Origin of the sequence: Photobacterium minamisatsumaniensis (assembly GCF_050336695.1) — a bacterium.
In the GTDB taxonomy this organism is placed as follows: Bacteria; Pseudomonadota; Gammaproteobacteria; order Enterobacterales; family Vibrionaceae; genus Photobacterium; species Photobacterium minamisatsumaniensis.
Map to the genome: position 1 here is coordinate 1 of NZ_JAKJSI010000011.1, position 19,782 is coordinate 19,782.

20 protein-coding genes are annotated in these 19,782 nt (G+C 45.1%); 14 read left to right on the forward strand and 6 right to left on the reverse strand.

Features of this window, described 5'->3' with window-relative positions:
• Positions 1 to 676 precede the first annotated feature (676 nt).
• Positions 677 to 1,690 carry a LacI family DNA-binding transcriptional regulator gene (locus L4D78_RS02215; protein WP_428465425.1) on the reverse strand — a complete coding sequence of 338 codons (1,014 nt, stop codon included), beginning with the start codon at positions 1,688 to 1,690 and terminating at the stop codon, positions 677 to 679.
• A gap of 342 nt (positions 1,691 to 2,032) precedes the next feature.
• Between L4D78_RS02215 and L4D78_RS02220 the strand changes: the two genes are divergently transcribed.
• The 6 genes from L4D78_RS02220 to L4D78_RS02245 all read left to right on the forward strand — a co-directional run bounded on the left by L4D78_RS02220 (position 2,033) and on the right by L4D78_RS02245 (position 7,795).
• Positions 2,033 to 3,229 (forward strand): ABC transporter ATP-binding protein, encoded by a 1,197-nt coding sequence (locus tag L4D78_RS02220; protein ID WP_428465426.1) that lies wholly within the window; start codon positions 2,033 to 2,035, stop codon positions 3,227 to 3,229.
• Positions 3,222 to 4,157 carry a carbohydrate ABC transporter permease gene (locus tag L4D78_RS02225; protein ID WP_428465427.1) on the forward strand — a complete coding sequence of 312 codons (936 nt, stop codon included), beginning with the start codon at positions 3,222 to 3,224 and terminating at the stop codon, positions 4,155 to 4,157. Before L4D78_RS02220 ends, L4D78_RS02225 begins: the two co-directional genes overlap by 8 nt.
• A gap of 62 nt (positions 4,158 to 4,219) precedes the next feature.
• Positions 4,220 to 4,978, forward strand: coding sequence for a carbohydrate ABC transporter permease (locus tag L4D78_RS02230; RefSeq protein WP_428465709.1), 759 nt, complete (start codon positions 4,220 to 4,222; stop codon positions 4,976 to 4,978).
• A 49-nt stretch (positions 4,979 to 5,027) separates the two neighbouring features.
• A complete protein-coding gene (locus L4D78_RS02235; RefSeq protein WP_428465428.1) occupies positions 5,028 to 6,281 on the forward strand; it encodes an ABC transporter substrate-binding protein in 1,254 nt (417 codons plus the stop codon).
• Positions 6,282 to 6,308: 27 nt separating this feature from the next.
• Positions 6,309 to 6,992, forward strand: coding sequence for an HAD family hydrolase (locus L4D78_RS02240; RefSeq protein WP_428465429.1), 684 nt, complete (start codon positions 6,309 to 6,311; stop codon positions 6,990 to 6,992).
• The gene (locus tag L4D78_RS02245) at positions 6,989 to 7,795 is read left to right on the forward strand and encodes a phosphodiesterase (RefSeq protein ID WP_428465430.1); all 807 of its coding nucleotides are present in this window, start codon (positions 6,989 to 6,991) and stop codon (positions 7,793 to 7,795) included. The genes L4D78_RS02240 and L4D78_RS02245 overlap by 4 nt, the downstream gene beginning before the upstream one ends.
• Positions 7,796 to 7,866: 71 nt before the next feature.
• Here L4D78_RS02245 and L4D78_RS02250 read toward each other — a convergent pair whose 3' ends face one another.
• Positions 7,867 to 9,312: a catalase gene (locus L4D78_RS02250; RefSeq protein ID WP_428465431.1), complete on the reverse strand. Its 1,446-nt coding sequence runs from the start codon at positions 9,310 to 9,312 to the stop codon at positions 7,867 to 7,869.
• 333 nt (positions 9,313 to 9,645) lie between these two features.
• Between L4D78_RS02250 and L4D78_RS02255 the strand changes: the two genes are divergently transcribed.
• On the forward strand, positions 9,646 to 9,864 hold the full coding sequence (locus tag L4D78_RS02255; RefSeq protein ID WP_428456951.1) for a hypothetical protein: 219 nt from the start codon (positions 9,646 to 9,648) through the stop codon (positions 9,862 to 9,864).
• Positions 9,865 to 9,939: 75 nt separating this feature from the next.
• Here the strand turns inward: L4D78_RS02255 and L4D78_RS02260 are convergent, their stop codons facing one another.
• The gene (locus tag L4D78_RS02260) at positions 9,940 to 10,275 is read right to left on the reverse strand and encodes a winged helix-turn-helix transcriptional regulator (RefSeq protein WP_428465432.1); all 336 of its coding nucleotides are present in this window, start codon (positions 10,273 to 10,275) and stop codon (positions 9,940 to 9,942) included.
• A 104-nt stretch (positions 10,276 to 10,379) separates the two neighbouring features.
• Between L4D78_RS02260 and L4D78_RS02265 the strand changes: the two genes are divergently transcribed.
• Entirely contained in the window at positions 10,380 to 11,147 is a 768-nt protein-coding gene (locus tag L4D78_RS02265; protein WP_428465433.1) for an SDR family NAD(P)-dependent oxidoreductase, read from the forward strand.
• A gap of 65 nt (positions 11,148 to 11,212) precedes the next feature.
• Complete coding sequence (locus L4D78_RS02270; protein ID WP_428465434.1) at positions 11,213 to 11,866, forward strand: cupin domain-containing protein; 654 nt, start codon at positions 11,213 to 11,215, stop codon at positions 11,864 to 11,866.
• A gap of 47 nt (positions 11,867 to 11,913) precedes the next feature.
• Here L4D78_RS02270 and L4D78_RS02275 read toward each other — a convergent pair whose 3' ends face one another.
• Positions 11,914 to 12,417, reverse strand: a complete 504-nt coding sequence (locus L4D78_RS02275) for a GNAT family N-acetyltransferase (protein ID WP_428465435.1) — start codon at positions 12,415 to 12,417, stop codon at positions 11,914 to 11,916.
• A 93-nt stretch (positions 12,418 to 12,510) separates the two neighbouring features.
• Positions 12,511 to 13,683, reverse strand: a complete 1,173-nt coding sequence (locus L4D78_RS02280) for an MBL fold metallo-hydrolase (protein WP_428465436.1) — start codon at positions 13,681 to 13,683, stop codon at positions 12,511 to 12,513.
• 120 nt (positions 13,684 to 13,803) lie between these two features.
• Between L4D78_RS02280 and L4D78_RS02285 the strand changes: the two genes are divergently transcribed.
• The 3 genes from L4D78_RS02285 to L4D78_RS02295 all read left to right on the forward strand — a co-directional run bounded on the left by L4D78_RS02285 (position 13,804) and on the right by L4D78_RS02295 (position 15,199).
• On the forward strand, positions 13,804 to 14,415 hold the full coding sequence (locus L4D78_RS02285) for a TetR/AcrR family transcriptional regulator (protein ID WP_428465437.1): 612 nt from the start codon (positions 13,804 to 13,806) through the stop codon (positions 14,413 to 14,415).
• 60 nt (positions 14,416 to 14,475) lie between these two features.
• Positions 14,476 to 14,724: a CG2 omega domain protein gene (locus L4D78_RS02290; protein WP_428465438.1), complete on the forward strand. Its 249-nt coding sequence runs from the start codon at positions 14,476 to 14,478 to the stop codon at positions 14,722 to 14,724.
• 139 nt (positions 14,725 to 14,863) lie between these two features.
• Positions 14,864 to 15,199: a hypothetical protein gene (locus tag L4D78_RS02295; protein ID WP_428465439.1), complete on the forward strand. Its 336-nt coding sequence runs from the start codon at positions 14,864 to 14,866 to the stop codon at positions 15,197 to 15,199.
• Between the two features lie 70 nt (positions 15,200 to 15,269).
• Here L4D78_RS02295 and L4D78_RS02300 read toward each other — a convergent pair whose 3' ends face one another.
• A complete protein-coding gene (locus tag L4D78_RS02300; protein WP_428465440.1) occupies positions 15,270 to 16,265 on the reverse strand; it encodes a LacI family DNA-binding transcriptional regulator in 996 nt (331 codons plus the stop codon).
• A gap of 255 nt (positions 16,266 to 16,520) precedes the next feature.
• Between L4D78_RS02300 and L4D78_RS02305 the strand changes: the two genes are divergently transcribed.
• Positions 16,521 to 18,290, forward strand: a complete 1,770-nt coding sequence (locus L4D78_RS02305) for an FAD-dependent oxidoreductase (RefSeq protein WP_428465441.1) — start codon at positions 16,521 to 16,523, stop codon at positions 18,288 to 18,290.
• A gap of 21 nt (positions 18,291 to 18,311) precedes the next feature.
• Complete coding sequence (locus tag L4D78_RS02310) at positions 18,312 to 19,778, forward strand: sodium:solute symporter family transporter (protein ID WP_428465442.1); 1,467 nt, start codon at positions 18,312 to 18,314, stop codon at positions 19,776 to 19,778.
• Positions 19,779 to 19,782 lie beyond the last annotated feature (4 nt).

Genomic DNA, 19,782 nt, shown 5'->3' on the forward strand with positions numbered 1-19,782 from the left:
CCCAATAATTATATTTATTGGGTATTTCGTTTGTTTAATGAGCATTACTTTTATTGTTAACCTTCACTAAAATTGTCAAAAAATAAATAGAATCAGCCCCACACGATAAAATTAGGGTTGGTACTAAATTTATTAATAAGACTAAAATAGAAATTAAAGATCATTGATAACAATAAGAGTACTTTTTTATTATTACGATAAAAGCATTTATAAACTAGTATGTGGATACATCCTGAAACTCGGAGCAATGAATTGTTACAGGTCACTCTAAAAAATCAAACTTACCCCAAATATAACCATTTAAAACAGTAATTTACACATCTAAAGCAAATAACACATTGCGTGTTGCTGAAGCGCTAAAGTCATAGCAGTGTAAAGTTTTCAATACGGTTTTTCGATTAAATCGTTTTTATTTCTAATAAGTGCTCACCAGTAACCCAGTGGTACTAAGAATATAAATCAATCAAAAAGATTAAATATTTTACGAGCCAGTTTTTACGTTTAAATAAAAGTAATACCAAAGTGAAAAACAACTAATCGATTAAGTAACAGCCAGTATCTAGTATTAACTAGTACCCATAAATGGCTAGGAAATATAAATATTGCCCCGATGTTAAATATCGATCAACATCAGGGCTATTTATCTTTTACAGTTGGAAAATTTTTAACGCTCTAATTAACTAGGCTGCAATACCTTAATAGACTGCCCGTAAGAAAAGTCACTACTCACATAGTACCGTTCTGAACTGGCCTCTCCATCAATTTGCTGTTTTAACAGCGCAAGGGTCTGTTCGCCAATTTGGCTGATCGACTGGTCAACGGTGCAAATCGTTGGTGAGAGAAGTTTACCCATTTCATACAGGTTAAAGCCTGCTAATGAAATATCTTGCGGGATCCGATACTCCATCTGGTTTAACTCACCATGCAATTTGATCAGTAACTGGGCATGAGAACTAATAATGGCTGTCGGACGGTGCTTAACACTTAAAATACGACACAATACTGAAGAGAGGTCTTCTAACCCCAACTGGGTTTCTTCTATTTGGATTTTATCGGCTAATCCCGCCTGTTGCATGGCTTCACGGTAACCTTCGGCACGCATTTTATAACGGTGTACCCGAGTAAAGTCAGCGCCGATCATGACGATGTTCTGGTGCCCCCTTTCGATCAAGTGCTCTGTCAGCGACAGCATGGCCTGATGGTTATTTAAGGCAATTGACGGTAACCCTTCCAGCTCACCGTCATTAAATAGCAACACCTTTGGCAGTTGTTCTGGCCACCATGCTTGATGACGATGTACGGAATGAGAGGCCAAGTTCAGGATCACCCCATCGACATTCAAATCAATAAGCTGCCTTAAGGCGCTCTTTTCTTCCTCATAGTCATAACCTGTGGTGAATAGCAGCATCCCTAGCCCTTCCTTTCGGCAAGCATGCTGAATACTCTCGATAGCAAGAGCATAGTTTTGGTGAGTAATATCTGGTACCACAACCCCAATAAGTTTCGAGCGCCCTTGGCGGAGAATTTTACCTATTCGGTTGGGGCGATAACCCAGCTCTTTTACCGCCAATTCAATCCGTTCTACGGTCTCGATATCAAACTTCTTCTTCCCGTTCAGGTGCCGTGACACCGTTGAAGGGTCGACATTGGCACTTTTGGCCACATCTTTTAACGTTACTTTACTATTCATCATCGCCTACGAATAACTTCATTTTGTGTCTATATCGCCCTTTTCATTTGCAAGGAAAACCCACAAGGAAAACGATTGTCCAGCATTCACTGTTCAGACTTGTCACTATAGCTTAAACGCCCTGTCATTATCCTGAGATTCATCATCATAACTAGTCCAAGTCATTATATTTAATATAAATGTCATCTATTGATCATGGAAGCTGACAATTACTGTCACGTTTCAAACTTAACGTATAACACAACAAAAGGACAATCGATTGTCCAAGAAGGGAAATTCATTGTTTGAACAAGCGGAAGGACGCCGTACCCCTTTACGCAACTACATTGGCAGAGAACTATCATGGCTGATATTCAGTTACACAACATCACTAAATCATACGATAAAACGCCCATTCTCAAAGGCGTTGACCTAACGATCCGTGAAGGGGAGTTCATCGCTTTGGTTGGCGCATCAGGCTGCGGTAAATCAACCTTACTCCGTATCATTGCCGGGCTTGAGCAACAAACCACAGGGCAAGTCACCATCGCTAACGATGACATCAGTGAGCTCAAACCACGCCAACGCGATCTGGCTATGGTATTCCAATCCTATGCGCTCTACCCTCACCTGACGGTGCAGGAAAACATGCTCGTCCCCTTAAAAATGGCCAAACCGTTCTATTACCGCTTGCCGGGAGCGGCGAAGGCTTCTGCCACAGTGAAAGAATGGTTAGCAGAGATCAACACTCGGGTTGAGCACGTCGCCGAACAATTGCAAATAACGGCTCTGCTCGATAGAAAGCCTGCTCAGTTATCTGGTGGCCAGCGTCAACGTGTAGCACTTGGCCGTGCCATGGTTCGAAAGCCCAAAGCATTCTTAATGGATGAACCACTATCAAACCTTGATGCCAAACTGCGGGTTCACATGCGAACCGAACTATCCCAGCTACATCGCCAGCTCGGTAGCACTTTTATCTACGTTACTCACGACCAAATCGAAGCCATGACCATGGCTGACCGTATTGCTTTAGTGGTAGAAGGGCAGCTTCTGCAGGTCGCAAGTCCTGATGAAATGTATAACAACCCATGTCACCTCAAGGTGGCTGAGTTTATCGGCAGCCCGAAAATCAATATCTTACCAGCCACATTAACCCAGCAAGGTGTCACCATTGGCCAGCATACTCTTGCCTTTACACTGGGTGACGCATGGCAAGATATTAACAATACCGCCATTAGCCTTGGGATCCGGCCTGAGCACCTGATACTTAGCGATATCGAAAGCAACCACAGCCTACCTGTCACTATCACCCATACAGAAAATACCGGTTGTGAAGGTTATGTCTATTTAACGGCTGACTGGCTAACGCAAGCTTCGAGACAAAACACCCAGATCGTCGTTAAGTGCTGCCCAGAACGCACCCGCCAACTGAGCATCGGCCAAAATTTACACGTACAGATTGCCCAAGAAAAAGTGCTGGCATTTAGCGAATCTGGCGAGCGAATTTCACCTTTTTGCTCAAACGTTTTCACGATGAATACAGGGGTAAACTATGGCTGATTTAGCACCTAGCTTGGGACGTGTCGTCACCCCTTCTCGCTTCGCCGTTCCAGCCAAGTGGCGTGAACCCGTCACAGCTTGGTTATTGTCTGCACCCGCATTATTTCTGATGCTGCTATTTCTGATCGGGCCGATGGCCGCAGTGCTATTGCTGTCATTTACGGACTGGCAACTGGGTATGGATAGCTTCGATTTTGTCGGTTTGGCGAATTACCAAGAGTTAGTTGACGATCCAGTGTTCTGGATCTCACTTAAAAATACCCTGCTATATGTGGCGGTTGTCTTGCCGGGATCAGTGATTGGCGGACTCGCCATTGCCATGTTGATTGAATCTCGCCCATCAGGCAAAAGTTTCTATCGCACCGTTTTCTTTCTTCCTGTAATGGCAAGCCTGATAGCAATGTCGATTGTCTGGGAATACATCCTCCACCCTGAGTTCGGCCTGCTGAATATGGTGCTAAACCTTGTTGGCGTTGCAGGACGAGATTGGCTAAATGATCCAGATGCCGTGGTGTACGTCCTTGCAGGGATCGGCGTCTGGCACCAACTTGGCTTCAACATGGTGCTGTTTATGTCAGGGTTGATGGCAATTCCAAAGCACCTCTACGAAGCCGCTGAAATGGATGGTGTTAGCAACCCTCTATCACGCTTCTCTCTGGTTACTTGGCCAATGCTCGGTCCTGTTGCAATGTTCGTTATCGTTATCACTGCTATTAAAGCATTTCAGGTTTTCGATACCGTGCACGTGCTGACCAAAGGCGGACCAGGTAAGTCCTCAGAAATGCTACTGCTGACCATGTATCACGAAGGGTTTGAGTACTTCCGTACCAGCTATGCAGCCGCTATCACCGTGGTGTTCATGTTCTTTATTCTGCTGGTTACCATCATTAAAACTCGTTACATGGAAAAGAAGGTGCATTACTCATGAAAATGTCTCTCTACAGCCTATTCCGCCATTTGGTTCTGGCAAGTTTGACCATCATCGTGCTGATGCCCTTCGTTTGGATGCTGTCTGCTTCGACAAAGCCTTTAGATGAAATATTTGTCAATGAGCTACGTTTTTTGCCAGAGCGCTGGGCCTTCGCCGAGAACTACCACAAGGCACTGACTCAAGCACCATTGCTCAAGTACATGCTCAATGGCTTGATTGTCACTGTCGGAATTTTCCTGTGCCAAGTTGCTGTTGCTGTACCGGCAGCCTATGCACTCGCGAAACTGCGTTTCAAAGGTAAAGACATCATGTTCAGCGCGGTATTACTGTGCTTGATGATCCCGCCACATGCAGTTTCGATTCCATGGTACTACCTGATGTTCAAACTCGGCTTCTTGGATTCTTACGCTGCACTTATCGCCCCGTTTTCGATTTCGGTGTTTGGCATCTACCTTATGCGCCAGTTCTTCAAAACCGTGCCGGATGATCTGGTTCATGCTGCCCGTATCGATGGCTATACCGAATTCGCCATTGTCTGGCGGGTCATGCTGCCGACGGCTATACCTGCTCTGGTGTCATTTGGCATCTTCTCGATTGTCGCGCACTGGAATGATTATTTCTGGCCGCTGATTGTTGTCAGCAGTCAGGACTACTTTACCCCACCGCTTGGTGTAGTGGCCTTCACTAACGACGAAGCTGGCAATGATTATGGCCCGCTGATGGCTGCAGCCACCTTGATCATCGCTCCGCTGATCATTGCATACCTGCTAGCTCAAAAGCGCTTCATTGAAGGCATTACCATGTCAGGCATGAAATAACGTTTACCAATAACACACTTACGAATTAGCAAACCGACAAGGAAAGATCATGAAACTGCTAAAGACAGCACTAGCTGCAGGCTTACTGGCTGCTGGCCTATTCAACCCAGCGATCGCGGCAACTGAGCTGGTTGTTCAATACCCTTATGGGCCGACTTTTGATCCGTTGATGAAAGAGCTCGCGAGCCGTTTTGAAGCGGAAAATGATGATATTAAAATCACGTATCGTACCAGCTACGAAAATTACGAGGATGCGAGCCAGCGTGTCATGCGTGAAGCTATCACCAAGCGTATGCCCGATATCAGCTTTCAGGGGCTAAACCGTATTCGTCCACTTATGGAACGAGACATCGCTATCGCACTGGATGACTTTCTCACCGAAGACGACAGACAGCAGTACGGCTATGGTGATGCCATGATGTCTCCGGCTCGTTTCGATGGCAAAACGTGGGCATTCCCATTCGCCATCTCTCTACCCGTTGCCTACTACAACATGGATTTAGTTCGATCAGCACAAGGCAACGATAGCCTACCAACCACTTGGGATGGTGTTATCGAACTGGCGCAGAAAATCAATGCTCTGGATGGTAAAGAGTCGGGGCTCGCCTACGATTGGCACATCACTGGCAGCTGGCTGTGGTTGGCTCCAATGATGAGCCAAGGCGGGAAACCATTAGATGAGAACGGTAAGGTCGCCTTCAACAATGAAGCAGGCCAATGGACCATGGATTTGTTTGCCCGCATGACCCAAGAAGCCAAAGCCCAGAACTATAGCCGTAGCGCCAAAGAGCAATCTTTTGTCGCTGGCAATATGGGGATCTACTTCACCTCAACAGGTAGTCTAAGTAAATTCACTCGCATGGCTGGCGATAATTTCGAATTAAAAACCGGTCCATTCCCTGACGTAAAAGCAGGCGGCACACTGCCTGTTGGTGGTAACGCCGTGGTCATGCTAACCAAAGATCAAGAAAAGCAGCAGGCAGCATGGCAGTTCATCCGCTTTATTACCGGCCCTGAAGGCAATGCTTTGGTCAGCCCAATGACGGGCTATATGTCGCCAAACCCTATCGCCGCAGCGAGCTTAACTGACTTCTTAGAGCAAAACCCCAATTACAAGACCGTGGTTAACCAACTGCCACTGATGGACACTTGGCACGCTTTTCCGGGTCGTAATGGCCTAAAAATCACCGATGTTATCTCTGATCACATGGAGTCAATTTTCAGTGGACGAATGGCTGACAAGCCACAGGCCGTTAATGAAAAGATGGCCAAAGATGTGCAAAAACTACTGCCACGCAGCTAATAAGACTTACCTGTCATATCCATGGATATGGCAGGTACCCAACGCGAACAACAAGTACAAGTGAAAACAGTCCCTATGTTTATATTTGATTTTGATGGCGTCATTGCCGACACACTTTCTCTTTACCAGCAGGTTTGCCAGCAAGCCGCAACAGCTAGAGGCTATCAAGCGCAACTAGCTTCCAATCCATTTGCGACGCTTGACCCTGTAACATTTGAAGCTCTGGGGGAGACGCTTGGTATTGATGGCCATCAATACGCCAAAGATGTCGCTATACGAATGACAGCATCAACACAGATCCCAGCTCTTTTCCCGCAGGCCAAAGAAGTACTTGAGCAACTTACCCATGAGATGCCTCTCGTCGTGTTATCGGCCAGCCATACCGAGGTACTCAATAGAATTTTATCTCACCATGGCGTCGCCCATTGTTTCACCAGTGTTATTGGCGGTGATAAACCTGGCAGCAAAGCCGACAAGCTAATTGCAATCAAAGCTCAACATAATGGTTTTATGGTAATGGTTGGGGATGGTGTCAGCGATATTGATGCCGCGAAAGCAGCTGGCATACCTTCAGTTGCCGTCAATTGGGGCTGGCAGTCGGCCGACACACTTCAGCAACGTAAGCCTAACTATCAAATTCAAACCCCAGAACAACTCCTGCCAATTGCTGCAGAGTTTCTTCAGTTTGCCCAACAAGGAAAGCGAGCATGAAACTGATCCACCTTACTGATACTCACTTTGGCCTCAATGATCAGAAAATTTATGGCCGCGTACCTAAGCATGCTTTCGATGCAGCCATTACTGATGTTAACCAATATCATAGTGATGCAGATTGCGTCATTATCACGGGCGATCTTGCCCACTGGGGTGAAAAAGAAGCTTATATAAGCCTAAAAGAAAGCCTTGAGAAACTGCAACTTCCCTACCATCTGGTGATCGGCAACCACGATGACCGCGATACCTTACGTGAAATCTTTCCCGAGCTGCCGCTAAACGAAGATGGCTTTGTGCAGTACACCTTCGAGCAAGGTGGTAATGTGTTTATCGTGATGGATTCGGTCCAGCAGGGTACACATGCTGGGGAGTTTTGTGAAAAGCGACTTCAATGGCTTGATAGTGCACTAGATAAAGCCGATAAACCGGTATTTTTGCTGATGCACCATGCCCCTTTTGCCGTCGGTATCCCTTCAATGGATGTTATTGGCTTTAGCGAAGGCAATAAACAAGCCATTGCCAAGATGCTTAAACGCCATGACAAGGTAAAGCATTTGTTTTTTGGTCATTACCACCGTCCGATAAATGGCACCTGGCAGGGCATCGGCTTTTCTACCTTAAAAAGCATGAACCACCAAGTTGCGCTGGATATGCATACCACCGATGTGATCAACGCCAGCTTCGAATCACCAACTTACAATGTGGTGCTCATCGACAATGAACTAGTGATTGTCCATACCCGCGACTTTACCGACACTACTGATACCTTTTCGCTCGGCGGACCATTCGACGACGAGTAAAACTTGAATTATTGCCGCCCAAATAAAAACGCCGCCTGTATATACAGGCGGCGTTGTTTATTCTAACAATTTTAGTCAGTGGTCAAACCTAGGGCATTAGCAACAGCTTGCCCCAACTGCTCATCGACTTTCATGAAGTGCGCTAGCTGATCGCGTTTGATCTGCTCAGATTTCACCTCACCCAGTGATCCAACAATATTACCAACTAAACGCTGTTGTTGTGCTGCATCCATAATGCGGTACAGATTACCCGGCTGCGAATAGTAGTCGCTGTCATAGTCACGGAAATTGAAGTGCAATGCTTCTTTCTCTAGCGCTAATGGCGGCTCATAATCATGGCTTGGTTGGTAGCTACCATGGTGATTAGGGGCATAGTTAGCTTGTCCAGCACCATTACCATCAGCACGCATCGAACCATCACGGTGTGAACTATTGACTGTCGATTTAGGTCGATTAACTGGCAGCTGACCATGATTAATACCCAAACGGTAGCGCTGAGTATCACCGTATGAAAACAGACGCCCTTGCAATAAACGGTCTGGTGAATAACCAATTCCCGGCACCATATTGGCAGGGGTAAACGCTGCCTGCTCTACTTCAGCAAAATAGTTCTCAGGGTTACGGTTCAGTTCCAACACACCAACATCATGCAACGGGAAATCACCATGCGGCCATACCTTCGTAATATCAAACGGATGGATATGGTACTGATCGGCTTGCGATTCAGTCATGATCTGAACTTTGACATCCCAGCGCGGGAAGTTGCCTTCTTCAATATTCACGAACAAATCAGCTTGCGACGACTCACGGGTTTTCCCTGTCACTTGTGCTGCTTCTTCATCGGTGTAATAACGATGACCTTGCTGGGTTTTAAAGTGGAATTTCACGTAGAAGCGTTCATTATCATGATTAATGAAGCTGAAGGTATGACTACCGTATCCATTAATGTGTCGATAATCGGTTGGAATACCACGATCACTGAACAAGATCATAATCTGGTGCAGTGATTCCGGATGACGAGACCAGAAATCCCAAGCCGCCTCAGCACTGCGCAAATTAGTTTTCGGGTCACGCTTTTGCGTATGAATAAAGTCCGGAAACTTCAGCGGATCGCGAATAAAAAATACTGGGGTATTATTACCCACTAAATCCCAGTTACCTTCGTTGGTATAAAACTTCAGTGCAAAGCCACGGACATCACGCTCAGCATCAGCAGCCCCTTTTTCACCAGCTACGGTAGAAAAACGTAACAACACATCAGTCTGCTTACCAATATCAGAGAAAATATCAGCTTTAGTATAGCGAGTAATATCGTGGGTCACGGTAAAAGTGCCAAACGCTGCCGAACCTTTCGCATGGGCTACACGCTCAGGAATACGTTCGCGATCAAAATGGGCTAGCTTTTCCAGCAACCATGTATCTTGCAATAAGATCGGGCCTCGGGCACCCGCGGTTAAGCTGTTATCGTTATCAGTTACTGGGGCACCATTTGCTTGAGTCATTTTTTTGTTTGTCATGAGACACCTCCTTTGGGGATGCCTAAAGATTAGACTCAAACAATTAATAGGTATAATGCGTCTTTTCTATTTCATTGATAGGTAATACCACTCATAAAAAATAAACTCCGCCACTCTATTATCTAACTGTTTTAAATTACATTTTCTTTCAAATCATGTCATTTTGTAAGCTATGGTTACGCAATTTATCATCACTCAAAGACATTCATCCCACTTATTAAAGTTTGTGTTGCATATCGGAAAAATCAATGACGAATTCTGATGCATATCAATTTTTTCGCCATCAATACTGGTTAAGTTATAACCAATGAAGCGCGATAAGGAGGATTACAAATGAAAGTAGCTATCAACTGCCCGGAATGTAAATGCTCAAGCGGATTAATCAGAGTACGTCGTCGCTGGCATGAAAAAGCCCTTACAACACCAGGACAAGAAAAATTACAATGTCCGATGTGTATGTCGTTTTTCATGCGTGGAATGGGTACTCAAAAACTGCTGTATATCGGTACACATGACCCTGTACAGAAAAAAGAACCAGAATTTGAACTATAAAAATATCCTCTTCACTGGTTAGCCAAACGCCGATTTTATCGGCGTTTTTTATTCACAAAGGCTCAGCACCACAAACTAGTCGTCTATTTCTAATTGTAATTTTTCTAGCTCATCCAAAATCCGTAAGAATTTCTGCCCAAATGGTGTTACTTGATATTCCACCCGAGGTGGTAATTCGTTGAATGTCATTTTGTTTAGAATGCCAAACTCTACATTCTTCTTTAGACATTCATTCAGTACCTTGGTTGATAGCCCTTCAACAGAGCGTACCATCTCGCCTGGCCGATTGATCCCGTTGGCCAACAGCTGATACACGGTTAACGACCATTTGCAGCCATAAATTGTTTCCACCATACGTGCCGAGCGTTCTGGGGCTGATTTTCGCGAAAAAAAGTTTTCCTGTGTTTTCATAAAGATGTACCAAAAAGTGCCTACCCTACCGATTTGTACTGACTATTCAGCAGGTTAGTTGTGAGCCTAATATTAGCTTAACGTACAAACACAGGAGAAAACAAATGACCTTTACTCAATCAGGCATCGCACTCATTATCGGTGGAACCAGCGGTATGGGGCTTGAAACAGCTAAACAACTGGTCAGTCATGATATCGACGTCATTATCGTGGGCAATAACCCAGACAAACTCACCAAAGCCATTTCAGAGCTGAGTGCTTTAGGTAAGGTTTCAGGCATTCAAGCCAATCTTTATCACTCGCAGGATGTCGACAAGCTCATTGAGCTAATTAACAGCAACGGCAAAGCCATCAACTACCTAGTGAATGCCGCGGGTTACTTTAATCCGAAGCCATTCGTTGACCATTCAGCCGCTGATTATGATACTTATATGGAGCTAAACAGAGCGACTTTCAGACTCAGCCAAGCCGTCGCACAAAATATGATAAAACACGGTGGTGGCAACATTGTTAATATCGGTTCAATGTGGGCGAAGCAAGCGATAAAAGCCACACCGTCATCCGCCTATTCGATGGCAAAAGCTGGATTACATGCCCTTACCCAGCACATGGCGATGGAGCTTGCTGAACATAATATTCGCGTCAATGCGGTGTCGCCAGCCGTTGTTAAAACGCCAATTTATGGTGCCTTTATCGAACCAGATCTTATCGATGAAGCTTTAGAAGGGTTCAATGATTTTCACCCTATCGGTCGCATCGGTACACCAGCAGACATAGCGAATAGCATCTGCTTCTTATTATCAGATGAATCCAGCTGGGTAACGGGTGCTATCTGGGATGTCGACGGTGGCGTTATGGCTGGTCGAAACTAACAACTAGAAACAAATAGCTTGAAAATAGTGACAATCTCTTTCACCAATATTTAAGGACTGTACCCATGCTCAACATGGATTTCTCACAACGTATTGTCATCGATACCGCCGCCATGGACTGGGTAGCGAGTCCCGCAGCTGGTGTATGGCGTAAACCGCTAGAACGAGAAGCCAAAGAGTCGGGCCATACCAGCAGTATTGTAAAGTATGAAGCTGGTTCGGCGTTCAATACCCACCCCCACCCTATGGGCGAGGAGATCTTGGTACTCGACGGGACCTTCTCTGACGAAACCGGCGACTTTGGGCCCGGCACTTACATCCGTAACCCGCCAGGCAGTAAACATGCCCCTTTCAGTCAGGAAGGCTGCACTATTTTCGTCAAACTGAACCAATTCGAACCACAGGATCTTACTCAAGTTAGAATTGATACTCAGCAAGCGCAGTGGCTGCAGGGGATTGGTGGACTTCAAGTCATGCCGCTGCATGAGTTCGGCCATCAACATACTGCATTGGTCAAATGGCCAGCGGGCGAACGCTTTCAGCCTCACCAACATTTTGGCGGTGAAGAGATCCTCGTGTTGTCAGGGGTGTTTCGCGACGAGTTTGGCTGCTATCCCGCTCACAGTTGGCTGCGTAGTCCGCACATGAGCGAGCACTTCCCGTTTGTGGAACAAGAAACAGTGATCTTAGTGAAAACAGGACATTTACCAATAGTCTGAGCTCATGCATTTCCGTGACATACTATGGCCTTGGCTGCATTTCAGCCTTAAGTGAGAAGTTTGTAGTAATCCACGCCCTGCTCAGAATAATCTAGATGAAAACCCAGTTTGACCAAGACATTCACCGAGCCTTGGTTCTGTGGTTCGACTCCAGCAATGAAAGAGGCTGCTTGCTTTTGGTTACTCAAATAAGCAACCAGCCCTCGCATAACTTCTGTCGCCAACCCTTTTCCCCAATAGGCTTCATCAAGTACATAGCCAACCCGATAACAATTATCAGGCTCAGGGAAAACAAATATAAAACCAATACCGTGTTGCTGTTGATCGACATGCTGCTGATCAACCAACCTCAGTACCGTACCGGTTTCCTCCATAGTATTAAGCCAGTTATTAACCGCTTCAGGGGTATGTAATTGCTGACACGATGGTGGTAAATATCGACTCACCTGCTCGGTAAACATAGCGATAATTTCACTGTGTGTTCCAGATATAGTGCGATCAAGTGTCTCAGCAGATAATCGTTCAGTTGTAAAACTCATCATTTCTTTCATTAAACAGGCTTCCTTGAATGGCTCGCTAACATTCTAATAAAATGATGAACGTAAAACATTCATTTCCCGGCTAACTTTCCACCATAAACCTAACTATTCAGAACGATAGGCTAACTGAGAAAAATCTAAGCCTGACTGCCACTGACGACGGCTTTGCCACCAGTAAGTCGTTTGATATGGCAAAGATAAATTTAAACTCTGACCAATCAACGGTGTCACCAACTCAACATCACTCATTTTTGCTTCTGCGATCAAGTCGTTAACCGGCTCATCCCACTTATGTAGAAACAACTCAAAGGTTGACCAATGGACAGGAAACAGCTTATCACCACCGACATCTAAATGTGCCTGCATCGTATGGGCAGCTTGCATATGACCCCAGCCTTCCACCGGGTAACCTTTACCATCTTTCACATTGGCGGCAACTTCAATAAAAGTCATATCAAATGGCCCTAATTTCTGGCCAATTTCTTTGAAGTGATCACCATAAGCAGAGTCGCCACTATAAAAGATACTGCCCGTTTCAGCTTGGATCGCCCACGATGCCCAAAGAGTAGTATTACTGTCAAACAGCCCACGACCGGAGTTATGGTTTGCTGGGGCTGCAGTTATACGTACCGAGTTGATCATCTGACTTTCCCACCAGTCAAACTCCTTGATTTTTTGCGGCTTTACGCCCCATTTTTCCAAATGGCGCCCGACGCCTAGTGGCACATAAAACATCACATCTTTGTCTGCATAAAAACGTGCTGTCGATTCCTCAAGGTGATCATAATGGTCATGAGAAATCAAAATTGCATCAGGCAATGGTAACGCTTCGCGACTAACGGGAGCATCAACGTTACGGGAAAACAGGCGTGCAAAAACTGAAGGTGATGCATACTCAAACACAGGGTCAATCAGCATACGGGTTTGATCCGCTTCGATAAACAATGATGAGTGGCCAAGCCACGTTACCCGCACAGCTTTGCTAGGTACCGATAGTAATCCTGTATCAACCGCCTGAAACTGCAAAGGTTGCTGCGGCTTATACTGATCACGCTGCATGAAGAACTTCCACATAACCGATAACATGCCTTCTTCAGATTTCACTGCCGGCATACGGGTAATCACTTTACCATCGACAAATTGAGGCGATTGCGCGATACGCTCTTGGCGAATATCTTCACTCTGCACCAAGCGTCCATCTATATCACCACTACCAAAGGCACTAAGACCTAATGCACCAAGCACGGCGATTAAAGATGCTTTAAAAGTTGTGTTCATTTGCTGCTAGCCTCAAAAGTAAACGATGGTGTATACTTTCAATCATAACCTTGAATCAAAAAAAGTAAACACATGCGTTTACCTTTTAATTCTGCAAGCTGAGCGAATTGGATAATAAATATGGTAAAGATCGCTGAAATTAAACAAGAAAATATTATTTGCGCAGCCATAGAAATTTTTTCCGATAAAGGGCTGGATCAAGCCAGTATGGAAGCCATTTCGAAAAAAGCGGAAGTGTCTAAGCGTACGCTTTACAAGTATTTCCCAACAAAAGAAAGCCTGTTTAGTGTGATTGTCGAGCGTATGCTGTCAAATGTGAAAACCCTCAGTGACATTCCATTTGACCCACAACAACCAGTGAAAGCACAACTCAACCAACTTGCTGAAAAGGAAATTGAGCTACTTTGTAGCCCTTGTTTTCTCGCATTAGCAAGAGTGGTAATGAGTGAGTGCATCCGATCTAAACCACTGGCCAACTTAATGCTGGAAAAGTTCGAGCCTTTAGATGGTTGCTACGGATTAACAAAATGGATCGAGCAAGGGATAGAAGCTGGCCGACTCGATGTAGCTCACCCGGCTATCGCTTCCGAGCAATTTATCGCGAGCCTTAAATCGGTTGTGTTCTGGCCGCAACTACTGGCGCACTTACCAGCACCTGATCAGCAAACTCAAAAAATCGCCATTGAAGGTGCCGTTAGTCAATTCATTGCAGCTTATGAAATAAAGCGTTAAGGCTATTTGCCCTTGAGCTAATATTGATTGAAGTACCAATTAAACTGATGGAAGCTCAATATGACTAAATGGTTATTCATCCTGATTGCTTTAACCAGTTCAACTGCCATTGCCGATGTCAAAGTCTCTGGTGACGGCTTCGAACTTAGTAAAGACTGCCTTCGCCTTGAGTCCGACAACATTAAAATCACCTCTGAAGAATGCGAAAAATGGAAGAAGAACAATCAAGACAATCGTAGTATTCACGGAGATGACAACCCAGGAAAAGGTAATAAAAAAGATCACAAAGATAAAAAGAATAAATCCTAAATAGGGGTAACATTACGGTTAAAGCCCTCAACACCATTAATGACATATTTTGATACATTTGTGCTCATGATTTTTCAGCTGGCATTCAATCATAAGCGCTATGATGCGATTAACAAAAAGCCACAAGATTAGTAATGTTATGAGTGTGTTCGATTTAATTGCTGAAAACCAAATTCAAGACTGGAACCGCCGCAAGGCGAATGGCGAAGTTGATGAAACAAAAGTCATTAAACAAGAAGAGCGTACCAGCTTCGAATCACACCTCTTTAAATCGGTTATTGGCTGCTACGAGAAAGCAGCAGGAAAACCGGAAGGCCATAATGAACGTCGTGCTCTGGAACAAAGAGCCGAAGATTTACGCGTGCAACTACTGATTGGGTTAGAACAAAAAGGGATGCGGATCACCGCACAATCAATGTCAAAAGAGTTATTGCATAAGCGTCTGTCTATTCTTGGTGAATCTATCATTGGCTAAATAAGCAACGAATTAAAAAGGCAGAGTACCTACTCTGCCTTATCAAAACATCACAATGAATAACTGCTACTTAAGCTGATTTTCGAATCGCCAGCTCAGTCCCCAGTTCGACTCTACGTACAGTCTCTTTCCCTTCGATGATATTTATCAGCATATCAGCCGACTTTTCACCCAGTTGATAAATGGGAGTATCAACCGTGGTTAAGCTAACTGGCAACATATCGCTGTTGGGAATGTTATCAAAGCCTGCGACTGCAATGTCATCAGGAATAGATAGCCCTTTCTCCAAAAGCGCTTTCATCGCACCGATTGCCATTAGATCGGATCCCGCAAAAATGGCATCGAAATCAATCTCAGTCATTTCAGTGACAATACGATAAGCATCTTCCTGATAATAATCCGCAGTAAAAGCCCATTCTTCTTGAAACTCAATGCCGTTATCAAGCAACGCCTGACGATAGCCTTCAAATCGATCACGCGTCGCTTTTATTGCTTCAAGTCGACCAAGAAACATGATTTTACGGTGACCAGATTGAATTAAATATTCAGTCATTCGATACGCTGATTGATAGTGTTCAACCAGTACCGCATTCGCATCACTTGAATCGTGATCTCGGGCAATAGAAACTACGGGTTTGCGCTGACTGAACAATGAGAGGAATGACTCATCATCCATTCGCGTCCCCCACACCAGCACTCCGTCATAAAGATTTGAGTTCAACTCACCTTGAATAAAGGTTCGCTCGTTATCCGCTGTCGCCATACGCAAGGTCAGTTCGTAGCCGTGCTTTTCCAGTGTCGCACCAATCCCATTAACTAATTTATAGATATAAGGGTTAGTCAGGTATTCATAGTCAGGGCCAGAAATCACTAAACAGATATGCTTAGTCGATTTACTTGCCAACATTTTCGCAGCTCTATTTGGCACATAATTCAAAGACTTGGCAGCCTCAAATACTTTCGCCTTTGTCGCATCACTGACTCGATTCTTATTATTCAAGACATATGACACAGTGACTGTTGATACACCTGCAAGCTTCGCGATATCACTTAATGTCGCTGCCATTAAACTCTCCAATTCATTCGTTACTTCATGCTGCACTAAAGGCTATTGTTGCCTTTTTTCACATGTACAACATTGCATCTCGCATTATACAGAAACATGAGCTAGCGCACAGAGGACTCCTTCGTAACCCTACCGAGTTCACATTTACAAACGATAAATATTCCCAGTTCATGCTTCCGTGATTATGATTTACACACATTTTGCTTAAACGCTTAAGCAAGTAGTAAAACGCTAAACAGATAGTGAGTAAGAACCATGAGTTACACATTTGAACACCGTCAATATGATCTTCTTATCGTAGGTGGCGGTATTTCGGGCGTCTGCGCCGCACTCGCAGCAGCGCGTCACGGTGCTAAGGTTGCGTTGATCCAAAACCGATCTGTGCTGGGAGGAAACGCCAGTTCTGAAGTTCGCATGCACATCTGTGGCGCGGATTACCATGCCAGCAAACAAAACGCCAGAGAGACCGGGATCATCGAAGAGATCCTATTAGACAACCGATTTGTTAACCCACAGCACTCTTTCTCGGTACTCGACACCGTGCTTTGGGAAAAAACGACATTCCAAGAGAACCTCGATCTTTTCCTCAACACACACATGACTGATGTTGAGATGGATGGTAGTCGCATCGTCTCGATCAAAGCCGAGCAGACCACGACAGAACGCCGATATGAATTCTTTGCTAACAACTTTGTTGATACCACAGGTGATGCTGTTCTTTCGCTGCGAGCTGGTGCCGACATGCGTACTGGCCGTGAAGCCCGCCATGAATACGATGAAGAACTTGCACCAGAACAATCAGATAACGTGATGATGGGTAATACCTTGATGTTTGAATCAAAAGACATGGGCTACCCAGTTCCTTTCATAAAGCCTCACTGGGCAAATACCTACACAGAAGACGATCTGAAAGATCGTAGCCATAGGGACATTACTGCCGGTTACTGGTGGATCGAACTCGGCGGCACACAATTAGATACCACCAAAGACGGTGAAGTGATCCGTGATGAACTACTCAAAGCCGTTTACGGTATTTGGGATCACATCAAAAATGGTGGCGATCACGGCGCAGACAACTATGTACTCGACTGGGTTGGCATGCTGCCGGGTAAGCGTGACAGCCGTCGCGTACTGGGTGACTACGTATTGAACGCTAACGATCTGTTTGGTGCACGCGTATTTGAAGATACCGTCGCTTATGGTGGCTGGCCGATGGACATGCACGTTAAAGACGGACTCAAAAGTAAGGATTCACCAACCAAGTGGATCGAAACCAACGACATGTACTCTATCCCCTACCGGAGTCTCTACTCACGCAATATCGATAACCTCTTTGTCGGCGGACGCAACATTAGCGCTTCGCACATGGCATTTGGATCTACCCGCGTGATGGCAACCTGCGGTGTCATTGGTCAAGCCATTGGTACAGCTGCGGCATTGAGTATCGAAAAATTACTATCACCACGCGAAGTGAACACTCACATTAAAGAGCTACAACACCGCCTGCTTAAAGATGATTGCTATCTATTTGGTATCCAAGATACCGATCCAAATAACCTTGCTCTTCAAGCGACAGTGACAGCTTCATCTGAACAAGTTGGTTTCGAGGCCAGCAACGTGATTAATGGCTACCAGCGCAATATTGGCGACCAAAAAAATCTGTGGATGTCAGAACCTTTAGCACAAAGCGATACCAGCCTAACCCTACACTTTGACAAAGCTATCAACGCTTCGGAAATGGTGGTTAACTTCGATTCCAACCTATCGAATGAAATCATGATCACGATTTCCAAGCCGAACAAAGCAGCCCAGCGAGAAGGCTTTCCATTAGAAATCGTCAAAGACTACCGCATTGAGTGCTTACTTAATGGCGAGTCCATTCACCAGCAAGACATTAACGATAACTACCTACGACATAACAAAATAATATTCGCTAAGCCCGTGGTTTGTGACACCATTAAGCTAACTGTCCTCACAACCCACGGCGATCCTTGTGCCCGGATCTTCGAAGTTAAAGTATTCTAATAATTAGACAGGAATGAAACGATGAACATCTTAGACGTAATAGTGCTTTTTGCCTTTTTGGCAGGCATGATCGGTATTGGTTACTGGTCATCAAAAAAGGTGACCAATAGTAAAGACATGTTCTCTGCTGGGGGGAAATCACCTTGGTGGATGTCTGGTATTTCCGCGTACATGACCATGTTCTCTGCTGGTACTTTCGTGGTATGGGGCGGTGTTGCCTACCGGCTTGGCGTCGTCGCCATTACCGTGTGTATCAGCATGGGTATAGCAGCACTGATTGCCGGTTACTTCTTTGCTGGTAAATGGAAAGAATCGGGGGTTAATTCCGCCGCGGAGTTTGTGGGTCAGCGATACGGGCAAGGTGTACTGCAAATGTACACATGGCTCGGTATTGTCACCCGCATTATCGGTGTCTCGGTTGCGCTTTACTCTGTGTCGGTAATTGTTAGCTCGTTGATCCCACTTTCTCCTGACAATTTCTTTGCCAATGAAAATGGCTTCTTGAGCGTTAACTGGCTAATCCTGCTCGTCGGTACTGTCATTATTCTATACACCTTCCTTGGTGGTTTATGGGCAGTTCTACTGACCGACGTTACCCAGTTTGCAGTGCTAATGCTATCTGTATGCCTGATCTTACCCATGATTATCTCGCAAGGTGGTGGGGCTGAAAATATTCTTGCCAATCTACCAGAAGGCCACTTATCGTTCTTCAACAGTAGCTATACGCAGATCTTTATCCTTGGTTGGATCTTAGTTCATGTCTTTAAGGTGGGTGGTGAATGGGCATTTGTGCAACGTCATCTCTGTGTTGAATCACCTAAAGATGCACGTAAAGCCTCTTACTTGTTCGGCGCACTGTACATCATTACCCCTGTACTATGGATGCTACCGCCGATTATCTACAGCACTATCAACCCTGATGCCAACCCGGAACAAGCTTACATTCTGTCAGCTCAAGCAGTATTGCCTGTCGGCATGCTCGGTCTTGTAGTGTCATCAATGTTGGCGGCAACAGCCAGTATGGCCTCGTCTGAACTCAATGTATTCTCTGGCGCACTGACGACTGAATTCTATGGTAAGCGCATTAACCCAAATGCATCTGACAACCAATTGATTCATATTGGTCGTTTAGTCACAATAATGCTTGGTCTGTTTGTTATTGGCCTTAGTATGTCAATTCCCTACCTTGGTGGTGCCGAAAAACTGATTGTTAGTATCACTAGTCTGTTTGTGGGTCCGATGGTGATGCCAACCTTGTGGGCTTTGTTTGTCAGTAAAGTCACCAAGTTGCACGCTTACCTAACCGTTGTTGTAACGGCTGGTGCAGGTTTCATGCTACAGTTTGTCTTTTCGAAGATTGATTGGGTGGCCGCTAATATGGGCGTAATGAACCAAGCCGTTGGTTTATTGGTTCCCGTGGCCATGCTGTTAGTTGCGGATAATATAATGAAAAAAAAGCAATTAAATAACATGGCTGTTGAGAGCTAATCAC